This is a genomic window from Methylomarinum sp. Ch1-1 (genome assembly GCF_030717995.2).
Classification (GTDB): domain Bacteria; phylum Pseudomonadota; class Gammaproteobacteria; order Methylococcales; family Methylomonadaceae; genus Methylomarinum; species Methylomarinum roseum.
Window position 1 is genome coordinate 1,490,332 of sequence record NZ_CP157743.1, and the last position, 12,935, is coordinate 1,503,266.

At 52.4% G+C, this 12,935-nt stretch carries 10 protein-coding genes; 3 read left to right on the forward strand and 7 right to left on the reverse strand.

What is annotated here, in order from left to right; all coding sequences use genetic code 11:
• Nucleotides 1-107 precede the first annotated feature (107 nt).
• The 4 genes from ubiD to Q9L42_RS07265 form a co-directional block, all read right to left on the reverse strand.
• Nucleotides 108-1,574, reverse strand: coding sequence for a 4-hydroxy-3-polyprenylbenzoate decarboxylase (ubiD, locus tag Q9L42_RS07250; RefSeq protein WP_305909101.1), 1,467 nt, complete (start codon nt 1,572-1,574; stop codon nt 108-110).
• Nucleotides 1,571-3,610 carry an oligopeptidase A gene (gene prlC, locus Q9L42_RS07255; RefSeq protein WP_305909100.1) on the reverse strand — a complete coding sequence of 680 codons (2,040 nt, stop codon included), beginning with the start codon at nt 3,608-3,610 and terminating at the stop codon, nt 1,571-1,573. Before prlC ends, ubiD begins: the two co-directional genes overlap by 4 nt.
• 66 nt (nt 3,611-3,676) lie before the next feature.
• Entirely contained in the window at nt 3,677-5,026 is a 1,350-nt protein-coding gene (locus Q9L42_RS07260; RefSeq protein WP_349432459.1) for an HDOD domain-containing protein, read from the reverse strand.
• 355 nt (nt 5,027-5,381) lie between these two features.
• A complete protein-coding gene (locus tag Q9L42_RS07265; RefSeq protein WP_305909098.1) occupies nt 5,382-6,650 on the reverse strand; it encodes an HDOD domain-containing protein in 1,269 nt (422 codons plus the stop codon).
• 259 nt (nt 6,651-6,909) lie between these two features.
• Here Q9L42_RS07265 and Q9L42_RS07270 point away from each other — a divergent pair, with 259 nt between their 5' ends.
• Nucleotides 6,910-8,598: a hypothetical protein gene (locus tag Q9L42_RS07270; protein ID WP_305909097.1), complete on the forward strand. Its 1,689-nt coding sequence runs from the start codon at nt 6,910-6,912 to the stop codon at nt 8,596-8,598.
• Nucleotides 8,599-8,714: 116 nt separating this feature from the next.
• Here the strand turns inward: Q9L42_RS07270 and aroE are convergent, their stop codons facing one another.
• From aroE to hemB, 3 genes are read right to left on the reverse strand one after another with little or no spacing between them, the layout of a single operon-like run.
• Complete coding sequence (gene aroE / locus Q9L42_RS07275) at nt 8,715-9,551, reverse strand: shikimate dehydrogenase (RefSeq protein ID WP_305909096.1); 837 nt, start codon at nt 9,549-9,551, stop codon at nt 8,715-8,717.
• Complete coding sequence (locus Q9L42_RS07280; protein ID WP_305909095.1) at nt 9,538-10,083, reverse strand: hypothetical protein; 546 nt, start codon at nt 10,081-10,083, stop codon at nt 9,538-9,540. Before Q9L42_RS07280 ends, aroE begins: the two co-directional genes overlap by 14 nt.
• A 47-nt stretch (nt 10,084-10,130) precedes the next feature.
• On the reverse strand, nt 10,131-11,138 hold the full coding sequence (gene hemB / locus Q9L42_RS07285; RefSeq protein ID WP_305909094.1) for a porphobilinogen synthase: 1,008 nt from the start codon (nt 11,136-11,138) through the stop codon (nt 10,131-10,133).
• A 378-nt stretch (nt 11,139-11,516) separates the two neighbouring features.
• Here hemB and Q9L42_RS07290 point away from each other — a divergent pair, with 378 nt between their 5' ends.
• Both Q9L42_RS07290 and cmoA read left to right on the forward strand, forming a co-directional pair.
• Complete coding sequence (locus tag Q9L42_RS07290; protein ID WP_305909093.1) at nt 11,517-12,155, forward strand: MlaC/ttg2D family ABC transporter substrate-binding protein; 639 nt, start codon at nt 11,517-11,519, stop codon at nt 12,153-12,155.
• Between the two features lie 48 nt (nt 12,156-12,203).
• Nucleotides 12,204-12,935, forward strand: coding sequence for a carboxy-S-adenosyl-L-methionine synthase CmoA (cmoA, locus tag Q9L42_RS07295; protein WP_305909092.1), 732 nt, complete (start codon nt 12,204-12,206; stop codon nt 12,933-12,935).

The following is a 12,935-nucleotide window of genomic DNA, read 5'->3' on the forward strand; positions in this document are numbered from 1 at the left end:
CGGGGTGAATACCCCGTCCGGCGATGTGATCATGCCAGTCAGTCGGTTTTGTTGGGACGTTAGGTAAGGTTGCGGACGGAGTGAATACTCCGTCCGACCCAGTAGTTTCAATCGTTAAACAACGACTCCCACATTTGGTCGACTTTGTCTCTTACTTCCTGCTTCATCACGATCGGTCGTCCCCATTCCCGGGTGGTTTCGCCGGGCCATTTATTGGTGGCGTCGAAGCCGATCTTCGAGCCTAGGCCGGAGACCGGCGAGGCGAAATCCAGATAATCGATCGGCGTGTTCTCCAGGATCGTCGTGTCGCGGGCCGGGTCCATCCGGGTCGTCATCGCCCAGATCACGTCCTGCCAGTTGCGCGCGTCGACATCGTCATCGACGACGATGACAAACTTGGTATACATGAACTGGCGCAGATAAGACCAAGTGCCGAGCATGACCCGCTTGGCATGACCGGCGTATTGTTTCTTCATGCTGATGACCGCCATCCGATAAGAGCAGCCTTCCGGCGGCAGATAAAAGTCGACGATTTCCGGAAATTGCTTCTGTAGGATCGGCACGAATACTTCGTTCAGCGCCACCCCTAAAATGGCCGGTTCGTCGGGCGGCCGGCCGGTGTAGGTGCTGTGATAAATCGGCGCCTGGCGCTGGGTGATGCGTTCGATCGTGAACACAGGGAACTCGTCCACTTCGTTGTAATAGCCGGTATGGTCGCCGTAGGGGCCTTCCGGCGCGGTTTCTCCGGGATAGATGAAGCCTTCCAGCACGATTTCGGCGCTGGCGGGCACCTGTAAGTCGTTGCTGATGCAGTCGGCGACTTCGGTTTTGCTGCCGCGCAGCAGACCGGCGAAGGCGTATTCGGACAATGGGTCGGGGACCGGCGTTACCGCCGCCAAAATCGTCGCGGGGTCCGCGCCCAACGCCACCGACACCGGGAACGGTTCGCCTGGGTGCGCATCCTGCCATTCCTTGAAGTCCAGCGCGCCGCCGCGGTGGGCCAGCCAGCGCATGATGACCTTGTTCTTGCCGATCACCTGTTGGCGGTATATGCCTAGATTCTGCCGTTCCTTATACGGACCTTGGGTGATGACCAGCGGCCAGGTGATCAACGGCGCGGCATCCTCGGGCCAGCAAGTCTGGATCGGGTAGTCGGCCAGGTCGATTTCGTCGCCGACCCGGACGAGTTCTTGGCAGGGCGGGTTCTTGACCAGCTTCGGCGCCATGTTCAACACTTGTTTGAATACCGGCAGTTTTTCCACGGCATCTTTCATGCCCTTCGGGGGTTCCGGCTCCTTCAGATAGGCCAGCAGCTCGCCGATGCCGCGCAGTTCCGTCACCGATTCGGCGCCCATGCCCATGGCCACGCGCTTGGCGGTGCCGAACAGATTGGCCAATACCGGAATATTGCCGCCTTTCGGGTTCTCGAACAGCAGCGCCGGTCCACCTTGTTTCAGCACCCGATCGCTGATTTCGGTCATTTCCAGCACCGGGTCGACTTCGACGGTGATGCGTTTCAACTCGCCCTGTTTTTCCAGTTGTTTGATGAAGTCTCTGAGATCCTTGTATTTCATGCCGCGATGCCGTTATGTCTGAGCAGCGCGTCGATTTCCGGCTCGCGACCGCGGAAATTTTTAAACAGGATCATCGCGTCTTCGCTGCCGCCTTTTTCGAGGATGTTATGCAGGAAGGATTCGCCGGTGGGACGGTCGAAAATACCGTTTTCCTCGAATAGCGAAAAGGCATCCGCCGACAATACCTCGGCCCATTTATAGCTGTAATAACCGGCCGCATAGCCGCCGGCGAAGATATGCGAGAAGCTGTGGGCGAAACGGTTGAATTCGGGGACTTTGACGACGGCGACCTGTTCCCGGACTTGGTCCAGAGTCTGTTGGAGGCGGCCGCCTTTAGCGGGGTCATAATTCATATGCAGCTTGAAATCGAACAGGCTGAACTCCAGTTGCCTGACCATCATCATGCCGGACTGAAAGTTTTTCGCCGCCAGCATCTTGTCGAACAATTCATCGGGCAGCGGTTCGCCGCTTTGGTAATGGGCGGAAATCAGGCTCAGCGCATCTTTTTCCCAGCACCAGTTTTCCATGAATTGGCTGGGCAATTCGACTGCATCCCATTCCACGCCGTTGATGCCGGATACGCCGAGGTGGTCGACCTGAGTCAGCATGTGATGCAGGCCGTGGCCGAATTCATGGAACAGCGTTTCGACTTCGTCGTGCGTCAACAATGCCGGGTGCTCGGCGGTCGGCGGCGTGAAGTTGCAGGTCAGGTAGGCCACCGGAATCTGTAAGCCGGCGCCGGTTTTCTTGCGCCCGACGCAGTCGTCCATCCAGGCGCCGCCGCGTTTTTTCGCTCGCGCGTACAGGTCCAGGTAGAAGCGACCGCGGATTTGTTGATCTTTGTCCTTGATTTCGAAGAAACGGACATCGGGATGCCAGCTGTCGAACTCTTCGATTTCGCCGATCTGCAGGCCATATAATTTCTCGACGACGGCGAACAGTCCATTGATGACTTTCGGCGCCGGGAAGTAGGCTTTCACTTCTTCCTGCGACAGCTGGTAGCGGTGCTGGCGCATCTTTTCCGAGTAATACCCGATGTCCCAGGCTTGCAGATGGCCGATACCGTGTTGTTCACGGGCGAATCCGCGCAATTCGGCCAGATCCTTGCGGGCCTGACGCCAGGATTTGTCGGCCAGGTCCTCGAGAAAGCCGACCACTTGATCCGGACTTTCCGCCATCTTGGTATACAAAGACAATTCGGCGTAATTGTCGAAACCTAGCAATTGCGCCTTTTCGTGGCGTAGCGCCAGGATTTTCTCCATGATTGGGCTATTATCCCATTGTCCGGCTTGGGGGCCGCGATCTGAGGCTCGGGTGGCGAAGGCCTCGTAATGTTCCCGGCGCAGCTCCCTGTTGTCGGCATAGGTCATCACCGCCAGATAGGAGGGGAATTGCAGCGTGATCAGCCAGCCGTCCTTGCCTTCGTTTTCGGCGCTTTGTCGCGCCTGTTTCATCGCCGTCTCAGGCAGGCCGTTCAGCTCATCGGCATCGGTGATCAGCTTGCTCCAGGCATTGGTGGCATCCAAGACATTATCGCCATATTGACTGGAGAGACGGGAGAGTTCCTGGCTGATTTCCTTATAGCGTCGTTGTTTATCTTCGGGTAAATCGATGCCGGATAAATGAAAATCGCGTAGCGCATTGTGAATGATCTTTTGCTGGGCGTTGTCCAGTTGTTTGAATTCCTCACTACCGGCGATGTCGTGATAAGCATTATACAGATCCTTGTTCTGGCCCATCTCGGTGGCATATTCACTGAGCTTGGGCAGGCAAGCATTGTAGGCGTCGCGCAAGGCGTCACTGTTGACCACCGAATTCATATGGCTGACCGGCGACCAGGCCTTATTCAGACGGTCCTCGACCTCTTCGATCGGCGCGACCAGATTGTCCCAACTATAAACCGTGCTGTTTTTCAGTTGTTCTTCGGTTACCCGACGGGCCTCGGCCAACAAGGCGTCGATCGCCGGCTCGATATGTTCGGGTTTGATCTTGGAAAATTGTGGTAGTTCGGTGTTTTCTAATAAAGGGTTTGTCATGTCTATCTATTGATCGGGTTAACAGGTTATAGGGTTAGGTTATCCGGCCGGATAAGGGTGCGCCGCTTAGGCGAGTATATGCATGGCGGAATGAATGCGTTGCTGAGCCTTATGCAATATTGTAAGCGAGAAGTCGGGGTCCAGTTCTCCGTCTTTCAATTTGGCATAGGCGGGAACCGAATTTAGATAAGGCAGGTCCTTCGCTCTTGTCGTGCCGATATAATGATGCAGCTTGGCCAGAATGACGATATCGGCCAACGTCAGGGAATCACCGCTGTCGTATAGCCAATTTTCGGCGTGGTGGGGGATGTCGCACAGTTGTTCGGAAAAGCCCAGCGTATGCAGCATCAGGGCGCCCACCGGAGCGCGCAGATAAGGAATGGCATTCTCCAGGTCGGATACGTCGGGATATTGGTCAGGGTACTGCTCGGCGAAGCGCAGCAATGGAATGACGCCGATGTCGCTGATCAAGCCGGCCAGCAAGGCGTCTTCCGGATTGATTTTCGCACTTTCCGCGGCCAGTACGAAACTCAGGCTGGAGAGATGCAGGCTGTTTTGCCAGAGCTGCTGCATCGCTTTCATCAGCGGCTTGTCCTTGCAGTTGAACAGTTGTTTCAGGCTGATGCCCATGACGAGGTTGCGCGTTGCAGCTAGACCCAGCCGGGTCACGGCATCGTGACAATTGCCGATTGGCGAAACGGGGGCGTATAGCGGGCTGTTGGCCACCTGAATCAGCTTGGTGACGATGGGCGGGTCGATCTGTATGATGTGGACCGCTTCATCAATGCCGATATCCTGCTGCATCGCCTGTTTTAGCTTGAAGGCGACGTTGGGCAGAGAGGGAAGCTGCAAGTTGTTTTCTCGATAGGCCTGGCAAAAACTGGTGAAGAAACGGTTGTCATCGATCGCTTCAGGCAGCTCGATGTCGACCAGTTCGACACAGTCGATGTCTTGTTGACTTTTTTTCGACCACAAGCGGTTTAGCTCGACGGAAATTAATAAGATCTTGACTTCGGTCAAGGCGCGGGCCGTCGCGCCGCAGACATGGCCGCTGTTTAACGGCAGATGAGCGCGTGTGCTGTCGGCGCTGACTTCATAGCAGCTGACGCTGTCGGGCTGCATCGCGATCCGGCCTTCCAGCAGATAATAGACGTGGTCGGTGTTATCGCCGCGGTTGAAAATCAACGCGCCTTCGCCGAAAATCAAGGTCGATTGCGGCAACCCGGCAACGACCGAATCTTCTAGCTCTCTGAGCGGCACAAACTGTTTCAGCCGGCCCAGGTCTTGTTTTTCCCGTTCGCCGGGCAGCGGCTGGGAGAGCGATTTTTCTGCGCCGCCTTGGGCGGATCTGGCGTCTCCCCTTTGCTGTTTATTCGGCGTAGAGGCTCGGGAAAAAAAGCGGTTGAACCAATTCATAGTCAGGGTATTTGAAAAACAAACGTAACTATTCAGGGTCTTGCAGTCTTTAGGGAGCAGGTCATTGATTTCTCGGGACGCGTTCACCCAGCACCTAAATAAACGACGATTATAAATCATTGCCAATAGTCTATGGTATTTAGGTGCTGGGTGAATACATCCGTGTAAGCTCTGACTGCAACATCCTGTTGCAGACAGCCCGATAAATCAATAACCTACTCCCTCTGAAAAAAAACTATGCTGAATAGTTACAAACAAACATCAGTATACACCTTGGTCGGCGTTTCGTGCAGTGTCGGCGCCGCGTTTTTGTCCGGGGTAGGCGCCTAGTCGTCAGGAACAACGGCCATCTTCATTAACCTGAAAATGCGGCCAGCGCGTCGTTTATTTTGTGTTTGGCGTCATGTAGGATATGCAGGCTGTTTTCCGGTGAAAGCGCGATGTTTTTCAGTTTGCTGGCCGCCGGTATCGATGTGATGGGCGGCAGTCCGCCGGACTTTTGCTGGCTGATTTGCCTGTGTAAGCGCGCCAGCACAACGATGTCGGTCAACGATAGCTCCTTGCTATCGTTGCGATACCAGTCGTTTGCATGCAGGGCGACGTCGATGAATTCATCGGCAAAATGCCAGTTTTTCAGAACCGTGGCGCCGACGACTCCCTTAACCGCCGGTAAGGCTTGTTCTATTTCTTCGTTGTCATGGTATTCGGCGGGCAAGTTGGCGACAAAATTCAAAAAAGGAATCGCGCCGATATCGCAAACCAAACCGGCTAGCAGGGCCTCTTCCGGATTTTGTTGGCCGCTTTCCTGCGCCAGCACATAACAAAGACAGGATAGGTTTAAACTGTCCCTCCACAAGCGGTCCAGATAATTTTTTATAGCGGGCGCTTGGTTTTTAAAGATCTGTTTAAGGCTGAAACTGACCACCAAATTACGGGCGCCGTTCAGACCGATTCTGTTGACGGCGTCAAAACAGCTTTTCGCCGGGTTCAAGGTTAAATAGAGCGGACAATTAGCCACTTCGATCAATTTTGCCGATATGACGGGATCTAGCTGGATGATCTTGACCGCCTCGGCGACACCGATATCCTTTTGCAGAGCCTTGCGTAATCTGATCGCGACATTCGGCAAGGACGGCACTTCCACCGTTTCGTTTATAAAATACTGAGAGAACAGTTGCAACAGGCGGTTGTTTTTCAGCTCCTCCGCAATGACGAGTTCTTCATGGTTGATCGCGTCATTGATCGACATGATTTTGTGCGATACGCGCAGGTAGCTGATATCGGATTTGGCGACCGCCGATGCAGCATGTTTCGTGCCGCTGCACAGCGGGAAACGGGCTTCGGCGCTGTCGGCATCGATGTTCTGGCGCTTTCCATTTTTATCGGCGAGGGTCACCACGCCCTGCAATAGATAAATGGCGGCGTCGGTAGGACTGTCCAGCTCGAACAGTGTTTCGCCCGCCGCCAGGACCTCCGTTTGTTTTTCCAGGGCAAAGGCCTGCAGTTTTTCTTCGCCCAGATTGCGAATCGGAATCAGCCGTTTCAATGTCTGTAGTGATACTTTTTCCCGACTGAGACTGCAACGGGGCTTTTTCCCTTTAAACAAAGCGTTAATCAAGGTCATGGCGATGTTCTGAAAGCATATGGGTGATCAATGAGTCCAAGAAATGCCGAATACTCGTTGATTCGGCGTTCTGACGGCCAACGATATACTAAACGGTGGTCGACAGCATGAAGTTTTGTACTAAGCTGTATTAGGTCAGTTATTGTATTACACTTGCCTATGATTGGTGATATTTCTGTGAAGTGTTTCACAAAAAGTTAGCGGTATCTTTGCTGGGATACAACGCCATCAAGGTCAAGTTAAGGAGCGAAAAAACAACATGAGGAATGTCAGATTCTTGTCGGCGCCGGCAAAGACTACTTTTGAAATGCCGTGCGATTGGGAAGAGGGGGCGCTAAAAGATTACTTGCAGCGGCTGGTTAACATCGAGTTGGAAGGTGCTGGCGAAAAACTATGCGGGATAGTGTGGCGCTTGAATCAGTCCGAATTGCCGAGTGAATTGCGCCTGCGCTTATTGGAAACGCTCGATGTCTATCTGAAACTGTATGAGAGCAGAGTCGAGTCCATCTATTTAGATGCCTCTTTGCCGTTATCGGAGCGCAAGCAACGATGCGTGGAATGGCTGGTCTGGAGTTATAGCGCTTTGGCGCAAGGCTTTCAGCAGGCCGCTAAAGAGAATGAAACAAAAACAATCGCATTCTTGATTTACCGAGCATTGCATTGTTTGAGCCGCAACTATTTGCATGTTTCGGCGCTTTATTATGAGCCGGCAGACGGTTTTTGGTTAAGCGTTTATCGGCTCTATGCCGCAGCTGAAAATGCGGGCTTGCTGGACATGACGCTTCACTCGGAAGATATGGAAAAGGCCACGATAAGGCAACTTTTCCAATTGATGATGGTGCTCCATTTGTCTGATCTTCAACAATTTAGCTCTCGACAGATACATCAGTTGTATCGATTTTTAGGTCCGTTCGTCACGGCTATGCCGATTAGCGAACAATTTAATGGCGGCCAGTTTAAAGGCATCTACGCCATTGATTTAAGCAAAGACCGTGCCCCGCTCGGTTTAGCTAAATTGCCCGAGAGAGCATCAACGTCTGCCTGCCGATTCTTCATGCCGTCCGGCGTGGCTAAAATGATATATCGGCAGATTCAGCAAGGGGGCGGTCAATCCGGCTTGTTTAGGAACGTGAGCAAGGCGCTGATCGTGCGTTTGGTCAAGACACTGGGTCAGGCGCAGTCTCGCCGATTCAAGCGGGTCGAGGATGGACGCCAGTCCAGAGGCATCATTGGGTTTGCCAATATCAGGGACTATTTGCTGCAGGAGCAGGGAAGAGACAAAAGCGTGCAAAACCGGATTAGCGCCGAAGAAGCTTCGAAATTGGCCCTCGTTAATGAAGAAGAGGAACAGATTTATCATGTCAGTACGAATTTAAAGAGGAAATTTGGCGGTGATGAACGGATGCAAAAAATTTTAGCGGCGAGTGGCGGGGTGGCGTCGAAAATTAAGGTTTGGGATAGGGATGAGCCGGATGAAAGCGACGCCTTGGTTGTCGTCGACGACTTTACCGTGCTAAACAGCAGCGCTACCGGCTATGGTCTCGTCGTTGAGGCAGAGCAGGCCAAGGTCAGAGTCGGAGAGTTGTTCGCGGTGATTGCCGAGGAAGGTAAAAGACTGGAGCTGGCGGTCGTCAGATGGGTTCGCAGGCTGACCGGAAACCGGCTTAATGTCGGTGTCGAGTTGATAGGAGTCGCCAATGATGTGGTCTCGATGTTCGCTAGCGGGAGACAACCGAAACAAACCAAAGCGATATTTTTGCCTGGCCTGCAAGCCTTAAAGCAGGCCGATAGCTTGATTTACAGCGCCGCCGGATTTCACGCTGGCGATTTTGTCACGATTAACAAAACGGGACGCGAACTTCCGTGTCGCCTGAATAAGCTGATTAATGCAACATCGGCGTTCAATCAGTCCGAGTTGTTTTATCTAAAGACGGACGAGCAGGATTGAATATGTAGGATATGGCTAATAATTTGCCGAAATGATGTGCTTACAGAGCGCTCAGTTGCTCGCTTAACAGGTCTGTCTAACTAACGGCCGTTGCCCTGAAACATCCCTGAGCAGCGTTAAGCGGGATGCCGTTCTGCATTCAGCAGCGCTATGACCGGCCGGGTTTCCGGGCGGATACCGCGCCATAGATAAAACGCTTCGGCGGCCTGTTCAACCAACATCCCCAGGCCATCGAGGCTATGCCCGGCGTTTTGCAATTGCCCCCAGCGCACGAAGGCGGTCGCTTCATTGGCGTAGGCCAAGTCATAACAGCAGCCGTTCTCAGCCAACAGGCGCTCCGGCAAGGGCGGCAATTGGTTGCTCAGGCTGGCTGAAGTCGCATTCAGGATCAGGTCGAACTGTTGTCCCGGCAGATGATCGAATCCACAGGCAGAGATTTTGCCGATATCGGCAAAATCCTCAGTCAGCTGTTCGGCTTTGGCGACAGTGCGGTTGGCAATCAGCAAACGGCTGGGTTTGCATTCCAAAATCGGGCCGATAATTCCGCGACTGGCGCCGCCGGCTCCAAGAATCAGCACCCGAGCGTCGGTCAACGTGATGCCGTGATTGCGGGTCAAATCGGTGACCAGGCCTATGCCATCGGTATTGTCGCCCAATAGCGAACCATCTTCTTGCTGCGCCAGGGTGTTGACCGCCTTGCTGAGACGGGCTCGCTCGGTCAGTCGCTCCGCTCTTCGCCAAGCCAGTTCCTTTAAGGGGACGGTGCAGTTCAACCCCTTGCCGCCGGCGGCAAAGAACTGGTCGACCGCCTCGTCGAATGTATCGGCAGGCACTTCTCGAGCCGTGTATTCAATGTTTTCGCCGGTTTGTTCGGCAAACAAGCGGTGGATTCGCGGTGATTTACTGTGTTTGATGGGCTGCCCGAAGACTGCGTATTGGTCAATATTCTTCATTTTTTGCCCGTTTGGTTATCCATATTTCCCATAGGATGGTGATGGCCACGATGGCGATGGCGATAAAGACTTCCAGCCACATGAAATTGTCGAAATAAGCCATGACGATGGCCGATATGCCGAGGAACAACCCGACAAAACTGAAACGCCAACCGATCCGTATGCCGTCCAATATCGCCGCCAACGACAGGATCAAGAGTATGACTAGACTGGCATTGGTCTCATTGAGCTGTTCCGACTTTTGCAGTAAAAACGCGCCGCCGACGACCAACAGCGAGGCTGTCCAGTGCATGAACTGTTCTTTGAGGATCTTGGTGAAATCCAACATGTCATGTTTTTTCGATTGCAGCCAGGCAATCAGGATGGCAAACAAGCCGAATATCATCACCATGAACAGCCAGTAGGTGAAACCGTCATGCGATGAATAGTCGGTGATGCCGATGCCGACGACGGACAACAGCAGCAACAGGATTAAAATGGCTTCTTCGATCTGGAATTTTCGTTTTTCACTGATAAATTCGTTTTCTGCCATGGGGAGCCTCAGTAATTGTTATTATGGTTTTTAAGTAAGGACCTAGCCTATTGTTCTTGTAGCCACTGCGCCGCCGATTTTGCAAAATACGTCAGGATTGCGTCGGCGCCGGCCCGTTTGAAAGCCAATAAAGACTCCATGGCGACCTGTTTTTCGTCAAGCCAGCCGTTTAGCGCCGCGGCTTTCAGCATGGCATATTCTCCGCTCACCTGATAGGCGAAGGTAGGCGCGCCGAAGCGGTCTTTTGTTCGACGTATGATGTCGAGATAAGGCATGCCGGGCTTGATCATGATCATATCGGCGCCTTCTTGTAGATCTAATTGAATTTCACGTAGCGCTTCATCGGAATTGGCCGGATCCATTTGATAGCTGTATTTATTGGCGGCGCCGAGATTAGCGGCGGAACCGACCGCATCGCGGAACGGACCGTAAAAACTGGAAGCATACTTGGCCGCATAAGCCAGTATGCGGGTGTTGATGTGCCGATTTTTTTCCAGGCTGTTGCGGATCGCGCCGATGCGGCCGTCCATCATGTCGGAGGGCGCGACGATATCGGCGCCGGCTTCGGCGTGGGAAAGCGCTTGTTTGCAGAGCACCTCAACGGTCTCATCATTGAGCACATAGCCGTCGGTATCGAGCAGGCCGTCTTGGCCATGTGAAGTAAACGGGTCCAGCGCGACATCGGTAATGACGCCCAATTCAGGAAAGCGTTGCTTCAAGGCCCTGACGCATCGCTGGGCCAACGCTTCCGGGTTATAAGCCTCGGCGGCGTCGGCGGTTTTCTTGTCGCTGTCGGTGACCGGGAAAAGCGCGACGGCCGGGATGCCTAGACCGAGTAACTGCTCGGCTTCTTGCAGCAATAGATCGATCGTTTTGCGTTCGATGCCGGGCATCGAAGGAACGGTTTCGGTTTTGTTTTGTCCTTCGATGACAAAGACAGGATAGATTAAATCATCAACGGATAGCAGGTTTTCGCGCATCAGGCGACGAGAAAATTTTTGATAACGCATTCTTCTCATGCGTGTCTGTGGGAAAATGGTGGTATTATGTGTCATATTTTCATAACATTATGGTTGAATCATCGGTCAAAATTTAATGATAGCAGCAATTCCCAGTTTGAGTATTTTTGCGGGGTTTAGGGCATGGGGTGTGTCTGTCGAGGAGCGCCGTAAACCCATCCCTGGGGGCTTGTCGGCAGCATCCTTGCTGCCGACATCCTCGCCAAACACATCCCATGCCCTTTTTGAACGCCAAAGTGGGAATTGCTGTAATGATAGCCGAACTCTGCCAGGAGTGCATTGAATTAGGTATTGGGGGGCGATTCATCTGGCTCCACTAGTATTGAGTCGGTAAGCCTGAATTCTGGCGTTATTATATCATGCTTAATGTTTGAAAATGGAGTGCATGATACTGATTTTTTTTTGGAGTTTCTTATGAGAATGAAGCAGTACCCAGGTGTTTTTCTATTCGCTGTCTTAGGGGTGTTTTTGGCGATTTCCAGCGCCAAGGCAGCCGATTTATCGGCGCCGCAGATGGCGATTCAAAATGCATCGAATAAATTAAAGGATAGGTTGCAGGATCCGTCCTTTACTCAGGATTTTGAAAAAATCACCGTTTTCGTCGAGGATGCCATTTACCCACATGTCGATTTTAATCGTATTTCGGCCTTGGTCTTGGGCAAACTGTGGCGCAAAGCTTCCAGCGAAGAAAAGAAGGAATTTAAAAAAGAATTCCAGACCTTGTTGGTTAGAACCTATTCCCGCGCCTTTGTTGAATTCAAAGATTGGTCGGTGCGATTTTTGCCGTTGAACATGGAAAGTGGGGACCGTAAGGTGATAGTCAAGACCGAAATATTGCAGCCGGGAATCCAACCGATCGCTGTGGATTATCGGATGTTGCACATGAAGGGGCAATGGAAAGTCTATGACATCATTATCGAAGGCGTGAGTCTGGTAACCAACTATCGCACCAGTTTTAAAAATGAGGTCAAACGCAGCGGTTCTCTACAAGCCGTCATCGATCGACTCGTTAAACGCAATGTCGAAGCCTTAGCGAGCAAAGAGACCTCCTGATTCCGCTTTACCGCCCATCGTTCTGCTGGGCGGTACCCTGTCTTTTGTATGTATCCCAATAAAGATTCTATTTATGCCGAGCCGATAGGCGAGGTCGGCGCATTTAAGTTTGACGAAAAAGTCGCGCATGTCTTTCCCGACATGATCCGACGTTCGGTGCCGGGTTATAGCGCCATTATTTCGGCGATCGGCCTGCTAGCCGGACGTTTCTGCCAAGACCGCAGCTTTTGTTACGATCTGGGCTGTTCATTAGGGGCGGCGACCTTATCGATGCGGCATCATATTCAAGCCGAAGATTGCCGAATCATTGCTGTTGATAATTCGGAAGCCATGATCGAACAGTTCAGAAAGAATTTGTTGCAAGATAGCGGCGAGGTTGCCGTCGATGTCAACTGCGCCGATATCCGCGATATCGAGATTAACAAGGCTTCAGTCGTGGTGTTGAATTTTACCCTGCAATTTATTCCCGTTGCCGATCGTAAAGCTTTTCTCAACAAGATCTATCAAGGCTTGTTGCCGGGCGGCATTCTGATTCTGTCGGAAAAATTGCGTTTCAGCGATCCGCGTCAGCAAGCATTGCAAACCGATATGCATCATGAGTTCAAGAAGGCTCAGGGGTATAGCGATTTGGAAATCAGTCAGAAACGTTCGGCGCTGGAAAATGTGCTAATTGCAGAGACCTTTGTTCGGCACCAGCAACGCTTAATGAGTGTCGGCTTTAGCAGCGCCGAGGTCTGGTTTCAGTATTTTAATTTTGCTTCGATTATCGCGTTGAAATAA